General features: G+C 68.9%; 21 protein-coding genes and 3 tRNA genes. 4 read left to right on the forward strand and 20 right to left on the reverse strand.

Going from position 1 to position 24,635, the window contains the following annotated elements; translation table 11 throughout:
• Nucleotide 1: 1 nt before the first annotated feature.
• The 13 genes from rpsL to EV375_RS15080 all read right to left on the reverse strand — a co-directional run bounded on the left by rpsL (nt 2) and on the right by EV375_RS15080 (nt 15,716).
• Entirely contained in the window at nt 2–373 is a 372-nt protein-coding gene (gene rpsL, locus EV375_RS15020) for a 30S ribosomal protein S12 (protein ID WP_003948652.1), read from the reverse strand.
• Between the two features lie 317 nt (nt 374–690).
• Nucleotides 691–1,224, reverse strand: coding sequence for a DUF1707 and DUF4190 domain-containing protein (locus tag EV375_RS15025; RefSeq protein WP_130299884.1), 534 nt, complete (start codon nt 1,222–1,224; stop codon nt 691–693).
• A gap of 88 nt (nt 1,225–1,312) precedes the next feature.
• Complete coding sequence (locus tag EV375_RS15030; protein WP_130301860.1) at nt 1,313–5,212, reverse strand: DNA-directed RNA polymerase subunit beta'; 3,900 nt, start codon at nt 5,210–5,212, stop codon at nt 1,313–1,315.
• Nucleotides 5,213–5,337: 125 nt separating this feature from the next.
• Nucleotides 5,338–8,823, reverse strand: coding sequence for a DNA-directed RNA polymerase subunit beta (gene rpoB / locus EV375_RS15035; protein WP_130299885.1), 3,486 nt, complete (start codon nt 8,821–8,823; stop codon nt 5,338–5,340).
• A gap of 517 nt (nt 8,824–9,340) precedes the next feature.
• Nucleotides 9,341–9,730 carry a 50S ribosomal protein L7/L12 gene (gene rplL, locus EV375_RS15040; RefSeq protein WP_055485916.1) on the reverse strand — a complete coding sequence of 130 codons (390 nt, stop codon included), beginning with the start codon at nt 9,728–9,730 and terminating at the stop codon, nt 9,341–9,343.
• Nucleotides 9,731–9,847: 117 nt separating this feature from the next.
• Complete coding sequence (gene rplJ / locus EV375_RS15045; protein ID WP_130299886.1) at nt 9,848–10,387, reverse strand: 50S ribosomal protein L10; 540 nt, start codon at nt 10,385–10,387, stop codon at nt 9,848–9,850.
• 293 nt (nt 10,388–10,680) lie between these two features.
• Nucleotides 10,681–11,577, reverse strand: a complete 897-nt coding sequence (locus EV375_RS15050; protein ID WP_130299887.1) for an SCO4651 family lipoprotein — start codon at nt 11,575–11,577, stop codon at nt 10,681–10,683.
• 151 nt (nt 11,578–11,728) lie between these two features.
• A complete protein-coding gene (gene rplA / locus EV375_RS15055) occupies nt 11,729–12,451 on the reverse strand; it encodes a 50S ribosomal protein L1 (RefSeq protein ID WP_130299888.1) in 723 nt (240 codons plus the stop codon).
• Nucleotides 12,452–12,551: 100 nt separating this feature from the next.
• On the reverse strand, nt 12,552–12,986 hold the full coding sequence (rplK, locus tag EV375_RS15060) for a 50S ribosomal protein L11 (RefSeq protein ID WP_055485920.1): 435 nt from the start codon (nt 12,984–12,986) through the stop codon (nt 12,552–12,554).
• A 404-nt stretch (nt 12,987–13,390) separates the two neighbouring features.
• A complete protein-coding gene (locus tag EV375_RS15065) occupies nt 13,391–13,849 on the reverse strand; it encodes a VOC family protein (RefSeq protein ID WP_130299889.1) in 459 nt (152 codons plus the stop codon).
• Between the two features lie 450 nt (nt 13,850–14,299).
• Nucleotides 14,300–15,181 carry a transcription termination/antitermination protein NusG gene (nusG, locus tag EV375_RS15070; RefSeq protein ID WP_130299890.1) on the reverse strand — a complete coding sequence of 294 codons (882 nt, stop codon included), beginning with the start codon at nt 15,179–15,181 and terminating at the stop codon, nt 14,300–14,302.
• A gap of 71 nt (nt 15,182–15,252) precedes the next feature.
• The gene (gene secE, locus EV375_RS15075) at nt 15,253–15,534 is read right to left on the reverse strand and encodes a preprotein translocase subunit SecE (protein WP_130299891.1); all 282 of its coding nucleotides are present in this window, start codon (nt 15,532–15,534) and stop codon (nt 15,253–15,255) included.
• Between the two features lie 109 nt (nt 15,535–15,643).
• Nucleotides 15,644–15,716 (reverse strand) — tRNA-Trp (locus EV375_RS15080).
• A 177-nt stretch (nt 15,717–15,893) separates the two neighbouring features.
• On the opposite strand from EV375_RS15080, the gene EV375_RS15085 reads away from it, so the two are divergent.
• Nucleotides 15,894–17,132 carry a pyridoxal phosphate-dependent aminotransferase gene (locus EV375_RS15085; RefSeq protein ID WP_130299892.1) on the forward strand — a complete coding sequence of 413 codons (1,239 nt, stop codon included), beginning with the start codon at nt 15,894–15,896 and terminating at the stop codon, nt 17,130–17,132.
• A gap of 156 nt (nt 17,133–17,288) precedes the next feature.
• On the forward strand, nt 17,289–18,302 hold the full coding sequence (locus EV375_RS15090; RefSeq protein ID WP_130299893.1) for an adenosine deaminase: 1,014 nt from the start codon (nt 17,289–17,291) through the stop codon (nt 18,300–18,302).
• 203 nt (nt 18,303–18,505) lie between these two features.
• Here EV375_RS15090 and EV375_RS15095 read toward each other — a convergent pair whose 3' ends face one another.
• The 6 genes from EV375_RS15095 to EV375_RS15120 all read right to left on the reverse strand — a co-directional run bounded on the left by EV375_RS15095 (nt 18,506) and on the right by EV375_RS15120 (nt 21,133).
• Nucleotides 18,506–19,561 carry a UDP-N-acetylmuramate dehydrogenase gene (locus EV375_RS15095; RefSeq protein ID WP_130299894.1) on the reverse strand — a complete coding sequence of 352 codons (1,056 nt, stop codon included), beginning with the start codon at nt 19,559–19,561 and terminating at the stop codon, nt 18,506–18,508.
• Nucleotides 19,562–19,641: 80 nt separating this feature from the next.
• Nucleotides 19,642–20,073, reverse strand: a complete 432-nt coding sequence (locus tag EV375_RS15100) for a MaoC family dehydratase (RefSeq protein WP_130299895.1) — start codon at nt 20,071–20,073, stop codon at nt 19,642–19,644.
• Nucleotides 20,073–20,552: a MaoC family dehydratase N-terminal domain-containing protein gene (locus EV375_RS15105; RefSeq protein WP_130299896.1), complete on the reverse strand. Its 480-nt coding sequence runs from the start codon at nt 20,550–20,552 to the stop codon at nt 20,073–20,075. Before EV375_RS15105 ends, EV375_RS15100 begins: the two co-directional genes overlap by 1 nt.
• A gap of 133 nt (nt 20,553–20,685) precedes the next feature.
• On the reverse strand, nt 20,686–20,850 hold the full coding sequence (rpmG, locus tag EV375_RS15110) for a 50S ribosomal protein L33 (protein ID WP_003948671.1): 165 nt from the start codon (nt 20,848–20,850) through the stop codon (nt 20,686–20,688).
• A gap of 91 nt (nt 20,851–20,941) precedes the next feature.
• Nucleotides 20,942–21,014: transfer RNA gene (locus tag EV375_RS15115), tRNA-Met, on the reverse strand.
• Between the two features lie 46 nt (nt 21,015–21,060).
• Nucleotides 21,061–21,133 (reverse strand) — tRNA-Thr (locus EV375_RS15120).
• A 233-nt stretch (nt 21,134–21,366) separates the two neighbouring features.
• Between EV375_RS15120 and EV375_RS15125 the strand changes: the two genes are divergently transcribed.
• Both EV375_RS15125 and EV375_RS15130 read left to right on the forward strand, forming a co-directional pair.
• Nucleotides 21,367–22,869, forward strand: coding sequence for an amidohydrolase family protein (locus tag EV375_RS15125; protein WP_486588489.1), 1,503 nt, complete (start codon nt 21,367–21,369; stop codon nt 22,867–22,869).
• Between the two features lie 64 nt (nt 22,870–22,933).
• The gene (locus tag EV375_RS15130) at nt 22,934–23,605 is read left to right on the forward strand and encodes an NAD(P)H-binding protein (protein ID WP_130299897.1); all 672 of its coding nucleotides are present in this window, start codon (nt 22,934–22,936) and stop codon (nt 23,603–23,605) included.
• Between the two features lie 33 nt (nt 23,606–23,638).
• Here EV375_RS15130 and EV375_RS15135 read toward each other — a convergent pair whose 3' ends face one another.
• Nucleotides 23,639–24,613 carry a YihY/virulence factor BrkB family protein gene (locus EV375_RS15135; RefSeq protein WP_486588490.1) on the reverse strand — a complete coding sequence of 325 codons (975 nt, stop codon included), beginning with the start codon at nt 24,611–24,613 and terminating at the stop codon, nt 23,639–23,641.
• Between the last annotated feature and the right edge of the window lie 22 nt (nt 24,614–24,635).

Consider the following 24,635-nt stretch of genomic DNA (forward strand, 5'->3'; position numbering starts at 1 on the left):
CTTACTTCTCCTTCTTGGCGCCGTAGCGGCTGCGAGCCTGCTTGCGGTTCTTGACGCCCTGCGTGTCGAGGGAGCCGCGGATGATCTTGTAGCGAACACCCGGCAGGTCCTTCACACGGCCGCCGCGCACGAGCACGATGGAGTGCTCCTGCAGGTTGTGGCCCTCACCCGGGATGTAGGCCGTGACCTCGATCCCGCTGGTCAGACGCACACGCGCGACCTTACGCAGGGCCGAGTTCGGCTTCTTCGGGGTGGTGGTGAAGACACGCGTGCAGACGCCGCGACGCTGAGGGGAACCCTCAAGTGCGGGCGTCTTGTTCTTCTCGACCTTGTCCTGCCGGCCTTTGCGGACCAGCTGCTGGATCGTAGGCACAATTTCTCCAGTTTCTGTGTGCCGTCTCGGTGAAGCTAACCTGGGCCACTCTCCCGACCCACGAGGTCGGGCGTGTCGAAAACTGCAGAGTCCCGCGCGACGGCGAAGGGCCCCTCAGGTGAGAAGCATGCAGATCCGGTGCCGCCGCCCGCACTTCCCGAGCGTTGATCGCTTACGAGAGAGCAGGGGGCACCCCAGGCACAAGGTCAGAGCCTACCTACCGCGTCGTCCCCGGTCAAAACAAGCCTCCACGCGGCACTCGGGCCCCCTCAGCCCCAGGTCGGAGGCCCGCCGGGACACTGCGGCGAGGCTCGCGCTCAGTTCGACGCCGCGACGAGGATCGCCATCAGTCCGCTGAGTGCCAGGAAGATCCAACTGAGGAGCAGACCTGCCGTCGCCGAGCCCTCGCCGCGCTCTCCCGTACGGCGGATCTCGTGGCGCGCCTTGTGCCCGAGGACGACGCCCGGCGCCGCTCCGATCCAGAACAGGTACGGGGCGTCGAACCCCCACATCAGCGGTGCCGTGACCAGGGAGACGACGGGCGCCGCGATGCCGCAGACCAGTGCCGCGGCCGCCGTGCTGTTGTGTCGGCGCGGAACCGAGTACGGCACGGAGGGCTGCGGCTGGAAGGGCACCAACTGCCCCTGGGCGAACGGCCGTTGAAAGGTCGGAGGGACGGCGCTGGGCCCGTTGGGCACATCACTCGTCAGCTGCTGGAGCTCCTCCACCGTGCGCGCGCCCAGGGCGCGGCCGAGGCGGTAGTCGTACTCGTCCTTCGTCAGCCGGCCCTCTGCGTAAGCGGCCTTCAGTACGTCTCCCGCCCTGTCCCGGTCGGCGTTCCCCGCGAGCATCCGCCCCACCCCCTTCGAGCCATCATGCCCAGAGGGCGACCGCCCCGGTAGGGACGGCCGCCCTCTGTAGCAGAGCTATGACTTCGGGTCAGGCGTTGTACGGACCGTAGTCGTAGTCCTCGAGCGGGACCGCCTGGCCGGAGCCGGTGCCGAACGGCGAGTAGTCGATGTCGTCGTAACCGACAGCCGAGTACATCGCGGCCTTGGCCTCCTCGGTGGGCTCCACCCGGATGTTGCGGTAGCGGGACAGGCCCGTACCGGCCGGGATGAGCTTACCGATGATGACGTTCTCCTTGAGGCCGATCAGGGAGTCGGACTTGGCGTTGATCGCCGCGTCCGTGAGGACCCTGGTCGTCTCCTGGAAGGACGCCGCCGACAGCCACGACTCGGTCGCCAGCGAAGCCTTGGTGATACCCATCAGCTGCGGACGGCCGGAGGCCGGGTGGCCGCCTTCCGCCACGACGCGACGGTTCTCGCCCTCGAACTTCGTACGCTCCACCAGCTCGCCCGGCAGCAGCTCGGCGTCGCCGGACTCGATGATCGTCACGCGGCGCAGCATCTGCCGGATGATGATCTCGATGTGCTTGTCGTGGATCGAGACGCCCTGGGAGTTGTAGACCTTCTGGACCTCGCCGACCAGGTGCACCTGGACCGCACGCTGGCCGAGGATGCGCAGCACGTCGTGCGGGTTGGTGGCACCGACCGTAAGGGCCTGGCCGACGGTGACGTGGTCACCCTCGCCCACCAGCAGCCTGGCGCGCTTGCTGACCGCGTACGAGGTCTCGTCCGAGCCGTCGTCCGGGGTGACGACGACCTTCTTGGTCTTCTCCGTCTCCTCGATGCGGACCCGGCCGGCCGACTCCGAGATCGGCGCGACGCCCTTGGGCGTGCGGGCCTCGAACAGCTCGACCACACGCGGCAGACCCTGCGTGATGTCGTCGCCCGCCACACCGCCGGTGTGGAAGGTACGCATCGTCAGCTGGGTGCCGGGCTCACCGATCGACTGGGCCGCGATGATGCCGACGGCCTCGCCGATGTCGACCAGCTTGCCGGTGGCCAGCGAACGCCCGTAGCACATGGCGCAGGTGCCGACCGCCGACTCACAGGTGAGCACGGAACGGGTCTTGACGGTCTCGATGCCGTGCCGCACGAGCTCGTCGATGAGCACGTCGCCCAGGTCGGTGCCGGCCGGGGCCAGCACCTTGCCGTCGACGACGATGTCCTCGGCGAGGCAGCGCGCGTACACGCTGGTCTCGACGTCCTCGGCCTTGCGCAGCACGTCGTCCGCGCCCTTGGCCGCGATCTCCAGCTTGAGGCCGCGGTCGGTGCCGCAGTCCTCCTCGCGGATGATCACGTCCTGCGAGACGTCGACGAGGCGACGCGTCAGGTAACCGGAGTCGGCGGTACGCAGAGCGGTGTCCGCGAGACCCTTACGGGCACCGTGCGTGGAGATGAAGTACTCCAGCACGGAGAGACCCTCACGGAACGACGCCTTGATCGGCCGCGGGATGGTCTCGTTCTTCGCGTTGGACACCAGACCGCGCATACCCGCGATCTGACGCATCTGCATCATGTTCCCTCGGGCGCCCGAGTCGACCATCATGAAGATCGGGTTCGTCTTCGGGAAGTTGTCGCTCATCGCCTCGGAGACCTCGTTGGTCGCCTTGGTCCAGATCGCGATGAGCTCCTGCGTGCGCTCGTCCTTGGTGATCAGGCCGCGCTCGTACTGCTTCTGGACCTTCTCGTCCTGCGCCTCGTAACCGGCGATGATCTCCGGCTTCGCGTCGGGGACGACAACGTCCGAGATGGCGATGGTGACGCCGGAACGGGTCGCCCAGTAGTAACCGGCCGACTTGAGGTTGTCCAGCGCCGCCGCCACGGTGACCTTCGGGTAGCGCTCGGCCAGGTCGTTGACGATCTGGGAGAGCTCCTTCTTGCCGACCGAGTACTCGACGTACGGGTACTCCTCGGGCAGCAGCTCGTTGAAGAGCGCGCGGCCCAGCGTCGTACGCAGCCGGAAGCCGTCGCCGGGCTGCCACTCGGGCTCACCCTGCTCGGGCAGCGGCGGCGTCCAGTCCGCAGGCGGTACGGAACCGATCGGGAAGCGGACGTCGATCTCCGCCTGGAGCGAGAGCTCCCCGGCGTCGAATGCCATGATCGCTTCGGCGGTCGAGTTGAACGACCTGCCGTCGCCGATCGTCTCGCGCTGCTCCTCGGTCGTGGTGAGGAAGAACAGCCCGAGCACCATGTCCTGCGTCGGCATGGTCACCGGCCGGCCGTCGGCCGGCTTCAGGATGTTGTTCGAGGACAGCATCAGGATGCGGGCCTCGGCCTGCGCCTCCGCGGACAGCGGCAGGTGCACGGCCATCTGGTCGCCGTCGAAGTCCGCGTTGAACGCGGTGCACACGAGCGGGTGGATCTGAATGGCCTTGCCCTCGACCAGCTGCGGCTCGAAGGCCTGGATGCCGAGGCGGTGCAGCGTCGGCGCACGGTTCAGCAGAACCGGGTGCTCCGCGATGACCTCTTCCAGCACGTCGTAGACGACCGTGCGGCCGCGCTCGACCATGCGCTTCGCCGACTTGATGTTCTGCGCGTGGTTCAGGTCCACCAGGCGCTTCATCACGAACGGCTTGAAGAGCTCCAGTGCCATCGCCTTCGGCAGACCGCACTGGTGCAGCTTGAGCTGCGGACCGACGACGATCACGGAACGGGCCGAGTAGTCGACGCGCTTACCCAGCAGGTTCTGCCGGAAGCGGCCCTGCTTGCCCTTGAGCATGTCGGACAGCGACTTCAGCGGACGGTTGCCGGGACCCGTGACGGGACGGCCGCGGCGGCCGTTGTCGAAGAGCGCGTCGACGGCCTCCTGCAGCATCCGCTTCTCGTTGTTCACGATGATCTCGGGCGCACCGAGGTCGAGAAGCCGCTTGAGGCGGTTGTTGCGGTTGATGACGCGGCGGTAGAGGTCGTTCAGGTCGGAGGTCGCGAAGCGGCCACCGTCCAGCTGCACCATCGGACGCAGGTCCGGCGGGATCACCGGCACGCAGTCCAGCACCATGCCCTTGGGGCTGTTGCTGGTCTGCAGGAAGGCGGAGACGACCTTGAGGCGCTTGAGCGCACGGGTCTTCTTCTGCCCCTTGCCGGTACGGATGATCTCGCGGAGCCGCTCCGCCTCCTCGTCCAGGTCGAACGTCTCCAGGCGCTTCTGCAGGGCAGCGGCACCCATGGAGCCGTCGAAGTAGGTCCCGAAGCGGTCGCGCAGCTCACGGTAGAGCAGCTCGTCGCCCTCCAGGTCCTGGACCTTGAGGTTCTTGAAGCGGGACCACACCTCGTCGAGGCGGTCGATCTCGCGCTGGGCGCGGTCGCGGATCTGCTTCATCTCGCGCTCCGCACCCTCGCGCACCTTGCGACGCACGTCCGCCTTGGCGCCCTCGGCCTCGAGTTCGGCCAGGTCGGACTCCTGCTTCTTGGCGCGGGCCTCCAGGTCGGCGTCGCGGCGCTGCTCGATCTGCTGGCGCTCGACACCGACGTGCGCCTCCAGGGAGGGCAGGTCGCGCGTGCGGCGCTCTTCGTCGACGTACGTGATCATGTACGCCGCGAAGTAGATGACCTTCTCCAGGTCCTTCGGAGCGAGGTCCAGCAGGTAACCCAGGCGCGACGGAACGCCCTTGAAGTACCAGATGTGGGTGACGGGGGCGGCAAGCTCGATGTGGCCCATCCGCTCACGGCGCACCTTGGCGCGGGTGACCTCGACACCGCAACGCTCACAGATGATGCCCTTGAAGCGGACGCGCTTGTACTTGCCGCAGTAGCACTCCCAGTCCCGCGTCGGACCGAAGATCTTCTCGCAGAAGAGTCCGTCCTTCTCGGGCTTGAGGGTGCGGTAGTTGATGGTCTCGGGCTTCTTGACCTCACCGTGCGACCACTGACGGATGTCGTCAGCGGTGGCGAGGCCGATCCGCAGTTCGTCGAAGAAGTTGACGTCGAGCACTCTCGTCAATCCCTCTCAGGGTTGTGTCGATGAATGGTCTGAGCGGGGTTTGGAGGGTCACCTCCAGGCCCCCAGGGCCGAGGGGGAGGCCGGAACGCCTGGCGAACGCGTCCCGGCCAGACCCGTCAGACCTCTTCGACGCTGCTCGGCTCGCGCCGGGACAGGTCGATACCGAGCTCCTCCGCCGCGCGGAAGACGTCCTCGTCCGTGTCACGCATCTCGATGGACATGCCGTCCGAGGACAGCACCTCCACGTTGAGGCAGAGCGACTGCATCTCCTTGATGAGCACCTTGAACGACTCAGGGATGCCCGGCTCGGGGATGTTCTCGCCCTTGACGATGGCTTCGTAGACCTTCACGCGGCCGGTGACATCGTCGGACTTGATGGTGAGCAGCTCCTGCAGCGCGTACGCGGCGCCGTACGCCTCCAGGGCCCACACCTCCATCTCACCGAAGCGCTGGCCACCGAACTGTGCCTTACCGCCCAGCGGCTGCTGGGTGATCATGCTGTACGGGCCGGTCGAGCGGGCGTGAAGCTTGTCGTCGACCAGGTGGTGCAGCTTGAGGATGTACATGTAGCCGACGGAGATCGGGTCCGGGAACGGCTCACCGGAGCGGCCGTCGAACAGGTGGGCCTTACCGGAAGGCAGCACCATCCGGTCGCCGTCCCTGTTGGGGACCGTGGCCTGGAAGAGGCCGGCGATCTCGTCCTCGCGCGCACCGTCGAAGACCGGGGTGGCCACGTTGGTGCCCGAGTCGACTTCGTCGGCGCCGATCTGCTTGAGGCGCCGTGCCCACTCCTCGTCGATGCCGGCCACGTTCCAGCCCTGGCTGGCGAGCCAGCCCAGGTGGATCTCCAGCACCTGCCCCGGGTTCATGCGGGACGGGACGCCCAGCGGGTTGAGGATTACGTCGACCGGCGTGCCGTCCTCGAGGAACGGCATGTCCTCGACCGGGAGGATCTTGGAGATGACGCCCTTGTTGCCGTGACGGCCGGCGAGCTTGTCACCGTCGGTGATCTTCCGCTTCTGCGCCACGTACACGCGCACCAGCTGGTTCACACCCGGGGGCAGCTCGTCGCCCTCCTCGCGGTCGAAGACGCGCACGCCGATGACCTTGCCGGTCTCGCCGTGCGGCACCTTCAGCGAGGTGTCACGGACCTCGCGGGCCTTCTCACCGAAGATCGCGCGAAGCAGCCGCTCCTCCGGGGTCAGCTCCGTCTCACCCTTCGGGGTGACCTTGCCGACCAGGATGTCTCCGGCCTCGACCTCGGCACCGATGCGGATGATGCCGCGCTCGTCGAGGTCGGCGAGGACCTCCTCGGAGACGTTCGGGATGTCCCGGGTGATCTCCTCGGGGCCGAGCTTGGTGTCACGGGCGTCGACCTCGTGCTCCTCGATGTGGATCGAGGAGAGGACGTCGTCCTGCACCAGGCGCTGGCTGAGGATGATCGCGTCCTCGTAGTTGTAGCCCTCCCAGGGCATGAAGGCGACCAGCAGGTTCTTGCCGAGCGCCATCTCACCTTCGTCGGTGGACGGGCCGTCGGCCAGGACCTGGCCCTCGATCACGCGGGAACCCTCGTCCACGAGCACCTTCTGGTTGAAGGAGGTGCCCTGGTTGGAGCGGGTGAACTTCGCGACGCGGTACGTGATGTAGGTGCCGTCGTCGTTGGCCACCGTGACGTAGTCGGCGGAGACCTCCTGGACGACGCCGTCCTTCTCGGCCTTGATGACGTCGCCGGCGTCGACCGCGCAGCGGTACTCCATGCCGGTGCCGACCAGCGGCGACTCGGCCTTGATGAGCGGCACGGCCTGCCGCATCATGTTCGACCCCATGAGCGCGCGGTTGGCGTCGTCGTGCTCGAGGAAGGGGATCATGGCCGTCGCGACCGACACCATCTGGCGCGGCGAGACGTCCATGTAGTCCACGTCGTCACCCGGGATCAGGTCGACCTCGCCGCCACGGCGGCGGATGAGCACCCGGTCCTCGGCGAAGCGCATCTGCTCGGTGAGCGGCGCGTTCGCCTGGGCGATGACGAAGCGGTCCTCCTCGTCGGCCGTCAGGTAGTGCACCTCGTCGGTGACGACACCGTCGACCACCTTGCGGTACGGCGTCTCGACGAAGCCGAACGCGTTCACGCGTCCGTACGAGGCGAGCGAACCGATCAGACCGATGTTCGGGCCTTCGGGCGTCTCGATCGGGCACATGCGGCCGTAGTGCGAGGGGTGCACGTCACGGACCTCGAAGCCGGCGCGCTCACGGCTCAGACCGCCGGGACCCAGCGCCGAGAGACGACGCTTGTGGGTGAGACCCGAGATCGGGTTCGTCTGGTCCATGAACTGAGACAGCTGGCTGGTGCCGAAGAACTCCTTGATGGAGGCGACGACCGGCCGGATGTTGATCAGCGTCTGCGGCGTGATCGCCTCGACGTCCTGCGTCGTCATCCGCTCACGGACGACACGCTCCATGCGCGCCAGACCCGTACGGACCTGGTTCTGGATCAGCTCGCCGACATTGCGCAGACGGCGGTTGCCGAAGTGGTCGATGTCGTCGGTCTCGATGACGATCTCGTCGCCCTCGGCCGAGGTCGACTCGGTCTCCCCCGCGTGCAGCTTGACCAGGTACTTGATCGTGGCGATGACGTCGGCCGTGGTGAGCACGCCCGAGTCCAGCGGCTCGTCGCCGCCGAGCTTCTTGTTGATCTTGTACCGGCCGACCTTGGCCAGGTCGTACCGCTTCGGGTTGAAGTACAGGTTCTCCAGCAGCGTCTGCGCGGCCTCACGCGTCGGCGGCTCGCCCGGACGCAGCTTGCGGTAGATGTCGAGCAGCGCGTCGTCCTGCCCCTGGGTGTGGTCCTTCTCCAGGGTGGCGCGCATCGACTCGTACTGGCCGAACTCCTCGAGGATCTGCTCGTTCGTCCAGCCGAGCGCCTTGAGGAGAACGGTCACCGACTGCTTGCGCTTGCGGTCGATGCGCACGCCGACCATGTCGCGCTTGTCGACCTCCATCTCCAGCCAGGCACCCCGGGACGGGATGATCTTGGCGGAGTAGATGTCCTTGTCGGACGTCTTGTCGATGGAGCTGTCGAAGTAGACACCGGGCGAGCGGACGAGCTGCGAGACCACGACACGCTCGGTGCCGTTGATCACGAACGTGCCCTTGTCCGTCATGAGCGGGAAGTCGCCCATGAAGACGGTCTGGGACTTGATCTCGCCGGTCTCGTTGTTGGTGAATTCAGCGGTGACGAAGAGCGGAGCCGCGTACGTGAAGTCGCGCTCCTTGCATTCGTCGATCGAGTTCTTGGGGGGCTCGAAGCGGTGATCGCGGAAGGTCAGCGACATCGATCCGGAGAAGTCCTCGATGGGGGAGATCTCCTCGAAGATCTCTTCCAGACCGGACTTCGTGGGGACGTCGTTTCCGCTCTCCAGCGCCGCCTCGACCCGGGACTTCCAGGCCTCGTTGCCGAGCAGCCAGTCGAAACTCTCGGTCTGGAGGGCAAGGAGGTTGGGAACCTCGAGAGGTTCCTTGATCTTCGCGAAAGAGATACGCAGCGGGGCGGTGCTGGCGCCGTTGTTCGAATTGGCAGTCGAGGCAGTGCGCGAGGCGGCCAAGAGGGGGTCCTTCCGAGGGCTCGGACTCTCTGCGCGCATACCGGTGCCCCTGGCGACGGGCAGGGAGCAGCTAACAGGCAGCGCAAAGGGTCAGTGTAGCCTCAAGGCCCACTGATGTCCAGAGCAGATTTCCGGGACCGGGTACGGTCCCGGTCTCCGCCTCCAGCCGGTGGCAATCTCTCCTCCGGGAGGACCCTGTCCTTCGTTCCCTCCGGGAGGGCCCCCTAGTTGTTCATCTCCGCCGCGGCCCGTCCGGACGGCCTCGGTACGTCAGGACGGAACGGGCTTGCCGCAACACTTCCCGCTTCGTTCTCGATCCATGCCTCGGAACCCGGATCGATGCGAACGGCGCGTCCAGAGAATTACGTGCTGAGTGGCGTTCGTCAAGGGCCCCTCGGCGGCGGAGATCACGATACCGGCCGGTTCCGAGGGGGCACGGAACCGCTTCAGAGATGCCGAAGGGCGACCACCCGGCTGGGTGATCGCCCCTCGCTGAGGGGTCATGCGACCCCGGTGATCACTTGACCTCGACGGAGGCGCCGGCGCCCTCGAGGGACTCCTTCGCCTTCTCCGCGGCGTCCTTCGCGACCTTCTCGAGGACCGGCTTCGGGGTGCTGTCCACGAGCTCCTTGGCCTCCTTCAGACCCAGCGAGGTCAGCTCGCGCACGACCTTGATGACCTGGATCTTCTTGTCGCCGGCGCCGGTGAGGACGACGTCGAACTCGTCCTGCTCCTCTGCCTCCTCGGCGGCGCCGCCGCCCTGGCCCGGGGCGGCAACGGCGACGGCGGCCGGGGCGGCGGCCTCGACGTCGAACTTCTCCTCGAACGCCTTAACGAACTCGGAGAGCTCGATGAGGGTCATGTCACTGAACTGCTCGAGCAGCTCGTCCTGGCTGAGCTTCGCCATGGTGGCGGTCCTTCCACTAGTCCGGCTGGTGCCGTGTGTATGTATCGACGGGTTCGTCAGACTCCGAGCCCGCTGCGACCGGGCGCGCGTGCCTGCCCGGCCTCGACGGGAGCCGAATTACTCGGCACCGCCCTGCTCGACCTTGCTGCGCAGCGCGTCCGCGGTACGGGCGAACTTCGACAGCGGGGCCTGGAAGGTCGCCGCGGCCTTCGCCATCGACGCCTTCATGCCGCCGGCCAGCTTGGCGAGCAGCACCTCGCGGGATTCGAGCGCCGCGAGCTTGTTCAGGTCGGCGGCGCTGTAGAGCGCGCCGTCGACGATGCCGCCCTTGACCACAAGGGCAGGGTTGTCCTTGGCGAAGTCACGAAGACCCTTCGCCGCCGCGACCGGGTCACCGGTGACGAAGGCGACGGCCGACGAGCCCGTGAAGAACTCGTCGAGCTCGTTGATCCCGGCCTCGTTGGCCGCGATCTTGGTCAGCGTGTTCTTCACCACGCGGTACTGGGCGTCTTCACCGAGCGAACGGCGCAGCTCCCTGAGCTGGGCAACCGAAAGCCCCGTGTACGCGGTGACCACTGCGGCGTTGGAGTCACGGAACTTGTTCGTGATCTCCTCAACGGCGGCGATCTTGTCGGGCGCGACTTGTTCCCTCGCCATGAGCCTCGGCCTCCTTCCGGGTGATGAGACCGCTCGGAAGGGGCTGGAACGACGAAACGCCCCAGCGCAGGCGCATGGGGCGTGGCTCGACCGGGACGACATACATCTCCCGGGAGCTTTCCTCATCACCTACGCGGGTCGCCCGCAGTTAGCGGATCCTTCGGCCGCCGTGCCTCTTTGGTGAGCACGACGACGACCAGCGGTCTTTGGCTTCGTACGAGATTACGCGACGGCCCCCTCCGGCACCAAATCGGGTGCCGGAGGGGGCCGTCCGAAGACCTGCCGGGCTGCGCTCAGCTGCGGCCGGGCAGCGCGTCCTCGAAGGCGACCGTGTCGGACGCGGGCGGTGCCTCGACGGAGACATCGGTGCCGTAGTCCGAGTAGTAGACCGTGGAGTCCAGGTCGCCGTTCTTGCCCTTCGCCCGCTCCTGCTTCTTCACGAGCAGGTCGTCGCCGTCGATCCAGACGTCGACCTTCTCGGTCTTGAAGCCCTGCTGCTCGAGCTGGTCGGCGAGCTGGTCCAGTTCCTTCTCAGTGAGCTTCTTGGACTGCATACGGGCCAGTTCGGCCACCTCGACGGTGCCGCTGTAGTGCTCGGTCTTCTTGCCCTTGACGGTCTCGGAGCCCACCTTCTTCACCTTGCCGCTGGCCAGGAGCAGATCGACCGAGCGGGCAGGATTGTTGTTCTGCATCTGGTCCTTGACCAGCGCGCCCGACGGGCCGGCCTGCTTCGCGAGCCTGTCGTAGTCGTACTTCATCCAGTGCTTGCCCTTGCCGGCCGTGGAGGCGAACTGGTCACCGAGGTTCACGTACATGGCGTCCTCGGTGTAGCGGGCGGGCATCGCCTTGCCGCTCGTCGGAAGGGCGCTCGCGCCGGAGCCCTGCTGCGTGACGGTCATCTCGGCGGTGGTGCCGCCGCCGGACCAGTCGATCGAGCCCTCGGTCTTCGTGGAGATCTCGCCCTGCGGAGTGCCCTGCGTCTGGTCACCGGCCACCTTCGCGGACTGCTTCGCCTCGGTGCTCTTTGACGCCTGCTCCAGCTCGCTGACGGCCACCTGGGCCGGCGAGAGGCCCTCTTCGTCCTTGGCGCCGCCGCCGGCGTCCGTACCACCGGAGCCGCCGCTGCAGGCCGTGAGACAGGCCGCCATCACAACTCCTGCCGCCATCATGGCGGTTCGGGCCTGACGCATCTGATTCCCCCAGTTTTTCCACTTGTTGAGCAGTACGCACAGGACCCTATCCCGGGCGGTTCCGTCCCGCGCAACGCAGCACCGGGCCCCGCCCTCCGGGGAGGACGGGGCCCGGTGTTCAGTGCGGCCCGCGCGGGTCCGAGCGTGGCGCTCAGACGGCGGCGGGGTCCTCCTCGGTGAGGAGGTTGCGGGTGCGGTTGGGGTCGACGGGAATGCCGGGGCCCATCGTGGTGGCGATGGACGTCTTCTTCACGTACCGGCCCTTGGCGGCCGAGGGCTTCAGCCGCTGGACCTCTTCGATCGCCGCGGCGTAGTTCTCGACGAGCTGCGTGTCGTCGAAGGACGCCTTGCCGATGATGAAGTGGAGGTTGGCGTGCTTGTCGACGCGGAACTCGATCTTGCCGCCCTTGATGTCGTTGACGGCCTTGGTCACGTCGGGCGTGACGGTGCCGGTCTTCGGGTTGGGCATCAGACCACGCGGACCGAGCACGCGGCCGAGGCGGCCGACCTTGCCCATCAGGTCCGGGGTGGCGACGACGGCGTCGAAGTCCAGACGACCGCCTGCGACCTCGTCGATCAGCTCGTCACCGCCGACGATGTCGGCTCCCGCGGCCTCCGCGGCTGCTGCACGGTCACCGGTCGCGAAGACCAGGACCCGGGCGGTCTTGCCGGTGCCGTGCGGCAGGTTCACGGTGCCGCGGACCATCTGGTCGGCCTTGCGCGGGTCGACGCCCAGACGCAGGGCGACCTCGACGGTCGCGTCGAACTTCTTGGTGGAGGTCTCCTTGGCGAGACGCACTGCCTCGAGCGGGGCGTAGAGACGCTCCCGGTCGATCTTGGCATCCGCCTCGCGGAAGTACTTGCTGCGCTTCACTTCTGCTCCTGACAGTGGCGTCGTGCGGCTGTGACCGCACGGCGGGTTCGGAGTCGTGGTACGGGCCTGCGCGGGCCCTTCCACGGGAGGGACGGGCCGGTCAGCTCTCGACGGTGACGCCCATGGAACGGGCGGTGCCGGCGATGATCTTCTCGGCCTGGTCCAGGTCGTTGGCGTTCAGGTCGGGCATCTTCGTCGTGGCGATCTCCCGGACCTGGTCGCGCGTGATCTTCGCAACCTTGGTCGTGTGAGGAGTGCCGGAGCCCTTCTCCACGCCCGCGGCCTTCAGGATCATCTTCGACGCCGGCGGCGTCTTGGTGATGAAGGTGAAGGAGCGGTCCTCGTAGACCGTGATCTCCACGGGGATGACCCAGCCGCGCTGCGACTCGGTCGCCGCGTTGTAGGCCTTGCAGAACTCCATGATGTTGACGCCGTGCTGGCCCAGTGCCGGACCGACCGGCGGTGCCGGGTTGGCGGCGCCGGCCTGGATCTGGAGCTTGATCAGCCCCGCGACCTTCTTCTTCTTGGGAGGCATGCTCTCTCCGGGTCTTTAGTGAGAGGTGATTCGTCCTCCACCCTCGAGCGGATGAAGGCATACCGCACCACGATAGCGGGTACCGCGGTGCGGCCTGAAACCGGCTGCTCAGAGGGCCACGGCGGGCGGCCGGGCACGGCGCCGGGCCGACGGCGGGCCGGGGAGCCGCCCGCCGCGCACACCGGACGGGGCCTCCGCGCCTCATCGTTGCGACGGCGCCGCACCACGGCCGGCAGATCTCTCTCATGAGCACGCGCCGCCCGTCGCAGGCGCGGCCCTCCGACCTGCACCGGTCACTCGGCCAGTTGTCGTCGTCACCGTCGCTCAACCTCGTACGGCCCGGACACGGCCCATCAGCGCCCACCGACGGGCCGTGAGTGGCCGGCGTGTTTGAACGTCGCCACTCAGTCGGCAGGTTGTGGTGATCGCCGCCTCGCCGGTGGCGGTTCTTCCCCGAACACCCAAGGGGCAAGGACGAGTTCGCGACCGTCGGGGTCGAGGAAGGTGATTGCGTCGTTGAGCTCCCAGTACCGGTACTGCTCAGTCGGCTGGTACCCGGCGTCGGTGATCCGGCGTGCCACGACATCGCGTGCCGGCTCGCCCGAGAAGTACAGCACCAGCTCCTCGTGCCGATCGACCGCCACCGGTTCGAGCGCCTGGACCAGCTCGAACGTCGTCGACGTTCCTGGCAGGCCGAAGATCGCACACCCGAAGCCGTCCGGACCCGTCTCCGCACGATGGACGAGAGGCAGTCCCACCACGTCACGGTAGAAGAGCACGGATTCCTCGTACTGGTTGCAGCGGCGGCCGATCCTGGTGGCACCAACTGCCAAGCCGCACGGCCAACTGTGACTCTCGCTCATGGATGCAGCCCACCTGCACGCTGTAGTGATCGACCTTCGGCATTGACGCTACGGCGTGAGGCGCCCGGTCACATCGGGCGGCGGAACCAGGCCGCAAGGCCGGGCCGCCTCATACACCCCACGTCGGTGCAACGGCCGGAGTGGAGCGGCCACGGGGCGAGAGATCACGGTCGCAGGCCGGCCGCAGCTCGCGGCAGTCTCGCGGCCTGCCCACAACAGCCCGAAGCGAACCTCTGATCCTCGGGGCTCGCCTCGGTGCGAGTCCGGATTGCGGCCTGCTTGCCTTGACTGGCGCAGACCTCGGTCACGCCGATCCAGGCTTCCCCTGCGGACGTACACACAACGACGCCCGGGCCAGCGAGACCTGCCCCATGACGGCCTTCAGGACGCGCGAGAGCCCCCGCCCAACGGACAACCGCTGGTCAGGGGCTCTTTCGTGGCGCCGAACGTCTAGTTCTTCTGGATCTGGTCGAAGCTCAGCTCGACCGGCGTCTCGCGGCCGAAGATCTCGACGAGGCCCTTGACCTTCTTGGAGTCGGGGTTGATCTCGTTGATCGTCGCCTGGAGCGTTGCGAACGGGCCGTCGGTGACGGTGACCGAGTCGCCCACCTCGAAGTCCAGCACCTGGACCTCGACCTTGCGGCCCGGTCCGCCCGCGGGCTTGCCCTCCTCCTCGGCGACCGCGGCCTTGGCGGCCTTCTCCTCGGCCTCCGGCGCGAGCATCTTGACGATCTCGTCGAGGGTCAGCGGGTACGGGTCGTAGGCGTTGCCGACGAAGCCCGTCACGCCAGGGGTGTTCCGGACGACGCCCCAGGACTCGTTGGTGAGGTCCATGCGCACCAGGACGTAGCCGGGGAGCTTGTTCTGCCGGACCGTGCGGCGGTCGCCGTTCTTGATCTGGACGACCTCTTCCTGCGGCACCTCGGCCTGGAAGATGTAGTCCTCGACGTTGAGCGATACAGCGCGCTGCTCGAGGTTCGTCTTAACGCGGTTCTCGTAGCCCGCGTAGGTGTGGATCACGTACCACTCGCCGGGGAGGAGCCGAAGCTCGTCGCGGAGCGCGGCGACAGGGTCCTCGGTCTCCGGTTCGACCTCGCCGGCCTCCTGCGCTGCGGCGTCCTCGGCGGTCTCCGCGACCTGGTCCGACTCGACGTGGAGCGCGGCTTCCTCCGCCGGTTCACCGGCGGCGGCCTCGTCCCCCTCGGCGCCGTGCGCCGGGGAGGTGCCCCCAGCTTCGGCCTGGTCCGCGCCGTCCGCTGCCTCGACGATGTCGCGTGCGGTGTCGTCGCCCTCGCCGGGCTCGACGGCATCGTTCAGGTTGGGATCAGACACGGTGACTGCTTCTTCCTGGCTTCATGGGTTCGAACATACGCAGAGCGCCGCGCTGCGGTGCCTTCGCGGGCTCAGCCGAAAACGTACTTGACGGCCTGGGTGAACCCGTAGTCAATCACGGTCACGAAGCCGATCATGATGACAACGAAGACAATCACCACGGAGGTGTACGTCGACAGCTGATGCCGGGTGGGCCAGACGACCTTGCGGAGCTCCGCGACGATCTGCCGGTAGAACAGCGCGAGACGACCGAAAGGACCCTTCTTGCCTCGCTTGCCCCCGCGGCGGGGCTTGCCGCCCTCCGACGATCCGCCGGGCTCTGGGACCTGGGTGGTATCCGTGATCTCCGTCACTCGTCCTCACCTGATCCGGGTCGATGCCGTGCGGCATCCGGCCCGGCCGCACAGCGGTGCATTTCAGTACGTACGCAAGCACTCACACGCCGCTCGGCGGTGTGTGGAGCAGGGCCGGAGGGACTCGAACCCCCAACCGCTGGTTTTGGAGACCAGTGCTCTTCCAATTGAGCTACGACCCTTTGTGATTCCCCAACTTACCCCATCGGAACGACTGCTCGTTGATTGCACCGGGCGATGGGCCGGGGACCGACGACGTGTGAGTGTACGTGGTCCCCGCCCGGGCGTCGAACACGTAAGGCGCCGCCGGCACGCACTCCCCGGTGCCGGGGGTCGGTGCCGTCTGGGACCATGCCTCTATGAGCGCTGCAACGCCACCTGCACAGTCACCCACCGAACGACGTGTATCGGCCCGTGTCGGGTCGATCTCCGAGTCCGCGACGCTCGCCGTCGACGCCAAGGCGAAGGCCCTCAAGGCCGCCGGGCGTCCGGTGATCGGCTTCGGCGCGGGCGAGCCGGACTTCCCGACGCCCGACTACATCGTGGACGCGGCGGCAGAAGCTTGCCGTGACACGAGGAATCACCGGTACACACCGGCCGGTGGCCTCCCCGAACTGAAGACCGCGATCGCCGAAAAGACCCTGCGCGATTCCGGTTACGAGATCGACCCCGCGCAGGTGCTGGTCACCAACGGCGGCAAGCAGGCGATCTACGAGTCCTTCGCCGCCGTCCTCGACCCGGGCGACGAGGTCATCGTCCCGGCGCCGTACTGGACCACCTACCCCGAGTCGATCAGGCTGGCGGGCGGCGTGCCCGTGCCCGTCGTCGCCGACGAGACGACCAACTACCTCGTCAGCGTCGAGCAGTTGGAGGCAGCGCGCACAGAACGTACGAAGATGGTCGTCTTCGTCTCCCCCTCCAACCCCACCGGCGCCGTCTACCCGCACGCGCAGGTCGAGGCCGTCGGCAAGTGGGCCGTGGAGCACGGGCTCTGGGTCATGACCGACGAGATCTACGAGCATCTCGTCTACGGTGACGCCTCCTTCACCTCTCTCCCCGCGGCCGTTCCCGAGCTGCGCGACAAGTGCGTCGTCGTCAACGGCGTCGCAAAGACCTACGCGATGACGGGCTGGCGCGTCGGCTGGGTCATCGGTCCGAAGGACGTCGTGAAGGCCGCGACGAACCTGCAGTCGCACGCCACCTCCAACGTCAGCAACGTGGCGCAGGTGGCCGCCGTCGCCGCGGTCTCCGGCAGCCTCGACGCGGTCGCGGAGATGCGCACGGCCTTCGACCGCCGGCGCCGCACGATCGTGCGGATGCTGAACGAGATCGAAGGCGTGGTCTGCCCCGAACCGGAGGGCGCCTTCTACGCCTACCCCTCCGTGAAGGGCCTGCTCGGCAAGGAGATCCGCGGCAGGCGCCCGGCAACGAGCGTCGAGCTGGCGGAACTGATCCTCGAGGAGGCGGAGGTCGCGGTCGTGCCGGGCGAGGCGTTCGGCACCCCCGGCTACCTGCGGCTGTCTTACGCGCTCGGCGACGGGGACCTCACCGAGGGCGTCTCGCGCATGCAGAAGCTGCTGGGCGAGGCGCGCGACTGAGAGCGGCCCCGCCGAGGCCTCGCGCAGGCCCTCCTTGCAGACGTGCGGACGGTCCCCCGGTGCACTCCACCGGGGGACCGTCCTCACGTTCGGCCGGGCGCCCGTTCAGGGGCGGGCGGCTACCGGCGGACGGGAGGTTTGCGGCAGGATCTGTGGATGGCTGTCCGAGATCTGAGCACCCTGCCCAAGGCCCATCTGCATCTGCACTTCACGGGCTCCATGCGTCCGTCCACGCTGCTGGAGCTCGCCGACAAGTACGGCGTGCACCTGCCGTCGGCGCTGAGTGGCGGTGAGCCCCCGAAGCTGAGGGCGACGGACGAGCGGGGCTGGTTCCGCTTCCAGCGGCTCTACGACATCGCGCGCTCCTGCCTGCGGGGGCCCGAGGACATCCGGCGGCTGGTGCGGGAGGCCGCGGAGGAGGATGTGCAGGACGGGTCGCACTGGCTGGAGATCCAGGTGGACCCGACCTCGTACGCGCCGCGTCTGGGCGGCCTGATCCCGGCGCTGGAGATCATTCTGGACGCCGTGGAGAGCGCGTCCCGGGAGACCGGGCTCGGGATGCGGGTGGTGGTGGCGGCGAACCGGATGAAGCACCCCCTCGACGCCCGCACGCTCGCGCGGCTGGCCGTCCGCTTCCGGGACCGGGGCATCGTCGGCTTCGGGCTCTCCAACGACGAACGCAGGGGGTTCGCCCGCGACTTCGACCGGGCGTTCGCGATCGCGCGCAACGGCGGACTCCTGGCCGCACCGCACGGCGGCGAACTGACGGGACCGGGCAGCGTGCGCGACTGCCTGGACGACCTGCACGCCTCCCGCGTGGGCCACGGCGTACGGGCGGCGGAGGACCCGGCGCTGCTGGCGCGGCTCGCGGAGCGGAACGTCACGTGCGAGGTCTGTCCCGCCTCGAACGTCGCGCTGGGTGTGTACGACAAGCCCGAGGACGTGCCGCTGCGCACGCTCTGGGACGCGGGGGTGCCCATGGCCCTCGGTGCCGACGATCCGCTGCTGTTCGGCTCCCGGCTCGCCGCGCAGTACGGCATCGCGCGGGAGGCGCACGGGTTCACGGACCACGAACTGGCCGAACTGGCACGGCAGTCGGTGCGCGCGGCCGCGATGCCGGCGGGGGCGCGCGAGACCGCGCTGACCGGCATCGACAAGTGGCTCGCCTAGCTGTATTGACCTGGTGCCTGTGCGGCGGGACAGCCCTTGGGACGGCGGCACCTTCTGTGAGCCTTCGGCGGGGGCCGTCCCGACGGCAGCGTACGGACGACGCCCGCCGCGAAGTCCTCCAGCGGCTGTGCCCTCTCGACGCGCCGCCCCGCCATCAGCGGAATCGCGCGCCGACTGCACGCGCCCGGCGTGTTCGGCAGTTGCTAGAGCGAGCAGCCGACGGTCACGGGCTCGTTGACGAGGGTGACGCCGAAGGCCTGCCGTACCCCGTCGCGCACCTCGCGGGCCAGCGCCAGCAGGTCGGCCGTCGAGGCGTCTCCGCGGTTGGTGAGTGCGAGGGTGTGCTTGGTGGAGATGCGGGCCCGGCCCGTCCCGTAGCCCTTCGTGAAGCCGGCGCGGTCGATGAGCCAGGCCGCCGAGGTTTTCGTACGGCCGTCCTCCGCGGGGAAGGCCGGTGCCGCGACGTCGCGGCCGAGGCGCTCGGCGACGCGGGCGGTGAAGGCGGCGAACTCCTCTTCGTCCAGTACGGGGTTGGTGAAGAAGGACCCCGCCGACCAGGTGTCGTGGTCCTCCGGGTCGAGCACCATTCCCTTGCCCGCGCGCAGCTTGAGGACGGTCTCACGCGCGGTCTGCGCCGGCACCCGGTCGCCGGGCTCGACGCCGAGGACGCGCGCCGTCTCCGCGTACTTCAGTGGCGCCGACAGGCCGCCGGCGTCCTCCAGTTCGAAGCGGACACGGAGGACGACGTAGCGGAACGGGTCGGCCTTGAAACGGCTGTGGCGGTAGGAGAAGCCGCACTCGGAATTCGGGATCGTGACCGTCTCGTCCGCGCGGCGGTCGTACGCGACGACATCGGTGATGGTCGCGGAGACCTCCTGCCCGTACGCGCCCACGTTCTGGATGGGCGTCGCGCCCGCGGAACCGGGGATGCCGGCCAGGCACTCGATGCCTGCGAGGCCCGCCTCGACGGTCTCTGCGACGGCGTCCGACCAGTTCTCCCCCGCGGCCAACTCCAGACGCGTGCCGGAGAGTTCGAACCCGGCGGTGGCGATGCGAAGGGCGGTGCCCGGGAAGCCCTCGTCCGAGATGACGAGGTTGCTGCCGCCGCCGATGATCAGCAGAGGGGTGCCCGCGACATCGGCCTCACGGACGGCGGCCACGACCTCTTCGTCGGTCGTGGCGGTACGGAGGCGGGCGGCGGGCCCGCCGAGCCGGAAGGTGGTCAGCGGGGCGAGGGGCGCGTCATGGAGTTCCTGCACGCGCTCAAGCGTACGAGAGGGGGCGGGCCGGGCGCCCCTCGGCAGCGCCCGGCTCCGGAGCCTCCGGCGCGCGGCGCCGGTCAGGCGAGCCGCACGACGGCCCGGGACATGCCCAGGACCTTCTGGCCCGCGCTCATCACCGTCAGGTCCACGCGTACGGTGCGTGCCTCGTCGTCGAGCTTCGCGGCGACCTTCCCGCTCACCTCGATCGAGGCACCCTTGTCGTCGGGCACCACGACGGGACGGGTGAAGCGCACTCCGTACTCGACGACGGCGGCGGGATCGCCCGTCCAGTCGGTGACGACCCGGATCGCCTCGGCCATGGTGAACATGCCGTGGGCGATGACGTCGGGAAGTCCGACCTCCTTGGCGAAACGCTCGTTCCAGTGAATGGGGTTGAAGTCGCCGGAGGCACCCGCGTAGCGCACCAGGCGCTCACGGTCCACGGGGAAGGTGGACGCGGGCAGTTCCGTCCCCACCTCGACGTCGGCGTATGCGATCTTCGCTGCCATCACGCTCCCCCTGTCCCCTGCGCCGGCGGCTCCTCCTCGGGGCCGCGGGCGACGAGCTTGGTGTGGGCGGTCACCACGTGCTCGCCCGACTCGTCGTGCACCTCGCCGCGCACGTCGAGGATGTCGTTGCCCGCCATCGACTTGATCGACTCGATGGTCGAGGACACCGTGAGCCGGTCGCCCGCCCGCACCGGACGGGTGTAGGCGAACTTCTGGTCACCGTGCACCACTCGGCTGTAGTCGAGGCCCAGCTGCGGGTCCTCGGTGACCTGGCGGGCGGCACGGAAGGTGATGGCGAAGACGAACGTGGGCGGCGCGATCACGTCGGGGTGCCCGAGGACTTCGGCCGCCGCGGGGTCCGTGTAGGCCGGGTTGGTGTCACCGACGGCCTCGGCGAACTCGCGGATCTTCTCGCGTCCCACCTCGTACGGGGTGGTGGGCGGATAGCTCCGCCCGACGAAGGACTGGTCTAGCGCCATGGGCGCGTCACCTCCTGAACGGTGATGAGGCAGCGGCCGCCGGCCCGTGAGCTTCGGCAGCGGCCGGGAGCCGCGGCGGGCAACGACACGAGGCCGCCCCCGGTGCGGGGACGGCCTCGTGACAGGGCCTGGTTCAGCGCGTCTCGCGGTGCGCCGTGTGGGCGTTGCAGCGCGGGCAGTGCTTCTTCATCTCAAGACGGTCCGGGTTGTTGCGCCGGTTCTTCTTGGTGATGTAGTTCCGCTCCTTGCACTCCACGCAGGCCAGCGTGATCTTCGGGCGGACGTCGGTGGCAGCCACGTGAGTGCTCCTTGACGGACAGATGGGGCAGAGAAGCAGGAAGAGTAGCCGATCGAAGGACCGAACCCACAATCGGCTACATTCGGTGAAGTAGCGGTGACCGGACTTGAACCGGTGACACAGCGATTATGAGCCGCTTGCTCTACCGACTGAGCTACACCGCCACGATGCGCGGACCCCCGTCTCCCGATGGGAGATCTCACACATCAGAGCCCCAAAACGGAATCGAACCGTTGACCTTCTCCTTACCATGGAGACGCTCTGCCGACTGAGCTATTGGGGCGAGCGGTGAAGACATTACACGCCTGACAGCCAAACGTGAAATCCGTATCGGACCCGTCAAGCCCCCTTCCGGGAGCGTACTTCCAAGGCCTTGTCCGGCGTCGCCGAAGGCTTCAACACGGCCTCGCACCACGTCAGTACGACTATTCGCCTCTTCCTCGCCGGTGCCCCGGAGGCAGCCTACTCTCGACTGACGCTGCGTGATCATGATCATCCGCCGATGTGGGGAGTGCGATGGCCGACAGCCAGTCAGAGAGGCCGGACGACGGCGAAGGCCCGCGCGACGGATCCGACGCGAACCAGGGCGACGGCGGTGCCGCGAAGGGCCCGGCGAAGGGCGACCCGGCCGGTGACGTCCCCGCATCCCGGAGCGACGCCGTATCCCGGGACGACGCCCCTCCCGGCGGCACGGCCGGGAGCGACGGCCCCAAGGCCGAAGCCTCTCCGCCGCGTGACTCGCCCGAGACCTCACCCCGCGAGTCCGCCACGCCTCGCGACCTCACCGGTGACGCTGCCTCTCCGCGCCCCCTGATGCTGTGCAGCGCCCGTCTCGCCGACGGCCGCACCGTCGACGTCCGCCTGGGCGGCGGCCGCATCGAGGCGGTCGGGACGGCCGGCAGCCTCGCGCAGGGTCCGCAGTCCGGGGGCGCCACACGCGTCGACCTCGCCGGGTACCTGCTGCTCCCGGCGCCCGCGGAGGCACACGCCCACTACGACACCGCACTGACAGCCGTCTCACCCGCCTCCGCCGGCCCGCCCCGCAGCGCCCCCGAGGACGTCCAACGGCGCACGACGGAGGCCGCCCTCCAGCAGCTCGGGCTGGGCGCCACGGCTACGCGGACACATGTGCACATCGGCGACGTCGCGGGCCTGCGCTCGCTGGAGGCGGTGCTTCAGGCGCGCCGGGCGCTGCGGGGGCTCGTGGAGCTGAGCACCGTGGCGGTGCCTCGGCTGCTGACCGGTGTCGCGGGCGCGGACGGCCTGTCGATGCTGCGGGACGCGGTGAAGATGGGGGCCTCCGTCATCGGCGGCTGCCCCGACCTCGACCCCGATCCGGCGGGTTACGTGGATGCCGTGCTGGAGGTCGCGGCCGAGCACGGCTGCCCCGTCGACCTCCACACGGACGGCGCCGATCCGGCGCGGCTCTCCCGGCTGGCCGCCGCGGCGGGTGGGCTGCGCCCGGGGGTCGCGATCGGACCGTGTGCGGGGCTCGCCCGGATGCCGCACAAGCCGGCGGTCCGAACGGCCGAGCGGCTGGCCGCCGCGGGGGTCACCGTCGTCTGCCTGCCGCAGGGCAACTGCGGCGTGCTGGAGCGTCCTTCGCAGACGGCGCCTTCGCGCGTGGCGCCCGTACGGCTGCTCAGAGCGGCGGGCGTCACCGTTGCGGCGGGAAGCGGAGCGCTGCGGGACGCGGCCAACACGGTCGGCAGGGGCGACCCGCTGGAGGCCGCCTATCTGCTGGCGTCGCACGGCGAGGCCGGCCCGGAGGACGCCTACGACGCGGTCTGCTCACGGGCACGTACGACGATGGGCCTCCCCGAGGTGCGGGTGGAGGCGGGATTCCCCGCGGAGCTGCTGGCCGTGCGCGGTACGGAACTGGCGGGGGCGCTTTCGCTCGCGTACAGCCGAGTGGTCGTGCACCGGGGGCGTGTTGTCGCACGCACCAGCGCGGCGCGCGAGTTCTGCGACTTCACCGGGACGTCGGAATTCGATCTGCCGAGGCAGTCCCAGGGCTGACCATCCGCGGGCTGACGGTGTCTCACCACCCGTCCCGCAGCGGGGGTGACGTACGGTCGACGGCATGCGCACAGTCATCGCCGGTGGACATGGTCAAATCGCAATGCGGCTGGGGCGTCTGCTCGCTTGGCGCGGGGACGAGGCCGCAGGCATCATCCGCAGCCCGGAACAGGCCGACGAACTGCGGGAAGCGGGTATGGAACCGGTCGTCTGCGACCTGGAGTCGGCCTCCGTGGAGGAGGTCGCCGGCCATCTGAGGGGCGCCGACGCCGCGGTCTTCGCCGCCGGAGCCGGCCCGGGCAGCGGCGCGGCACGCAAGGAGACGGTGGACCGGGCCGCGGCCGTGCTGTTCGCGGACGCGGCGGAGCAGGCGGGCGTACGGCGCTACATCATCGTCTCGTCCATGAACGCGGACGCCGCCCTCACCGAGCCCCCTCCCGGCATGGACCCCGTGTTCGCCACGTATCTGCGGGCCAAGGGAGCCGCGGACGACGACGTACGGGCGCGCGGCGCGCTCGACTGGACGGTCCTGCGGCCCGGGCGCCTCACCGACGGCCCCGGTACGGGCAGGGTACGGCTCGGTGAGCACACGGGACGCGCCGAAGTGCCGCGTGACGATGTCGCGGCGGTGCTCGGGGCGCTGCTGCACGCGCCCGGCACGGCCGGCCTCACTCTCGAACTGGTCGGCGGTGACACGCCCGTCGAGGAGGCGGTGGCGCAGGTCGCGCTGCGCTGACGCGCGCCGCAGGGCCGGGCCGCCACGGGAGGCTCAACTGTCCGCGCCGCGGCGCAGCTTGGCGAGTTCGGCGTTGAACTGCGCGCCCGCGAGCAGCGCGAGGTTGGACATCCACAGCCAGACCAGGAAGACGACGATCCCGGCGAGCGACCCGTACAGCCGGTGATAGGTGCCGAAGTGCGAGGCGTAGAGCGCGAAGCCGAGTGACGCCACGAGCCACAGCAGCACGGCGAGCGCACCGCCCGGTGCGCGCTTGCGGACGCCTCGCGTCCCGGCCGGCCCGGTGCGGAAGACGACCAGCACGAGCACCGCTACCAGGCCCACCAGCAGCGGCCACTTCGTCGTGTTCCACGCGCCGGCGGCGAAGTCGTCCATGCCGAGGAGCCCTCCTGCCGTGCGGGCGACCTCGCCGCTCAGCATCAGCACGAAGACGCTGGAGACGAGCAGCGTGAGCAGCACCAGCGCGGTCAGCACGATCCGGGGAACGGTCCGCCACACCGGCCGGTGGTCCTCGACGCGGTGCATCGCGTGCAGCGCGCGCCGGAAGACGCTGAGGTAACTGGACGCGGACCAGAGCGATCCCGCGGTGCCGAACACCGCGAGCAGCCAGGCGGCCTTGCTCTGTGCGGCCATGTCCTTCAGTACGCCCGCCATGAGTTCGCCGGACTCGGCGGGCAGGACGGTCGTGACGCGCGCGATGAGCGCGTGTGTGGCGTCCGTTCCGGCGAGTCCGACGGCCGAGACGGTCACGAGCAGGGCGGGGAAGATCGCGAGCACCGCGTAGTACGTCAGGGCGGCGGCCCAGTCGGTGACGTCGTCGTTCCAGACGGAGACGGGGGTGCGGCGCAGCGCGAGGCGCCACTCGCCGGCGCGGGGCCGGAAGCGCGCCGCCCACGAATCGCCGCGGACGTCCCCCGTGGCCGCCGGAGCGAGCGTTCCGGCACGCGGAGCGGACCCGCTCCCGCCGTCCGCTCCTCCGGCGTCTCCCCCGGTCACGCCTGTGCTCACTCGTACCCCTCCGCCTTGCTGG

It is taken from the genome of Streptomyces sp. CNZ301, assembly GCF_004217425.1.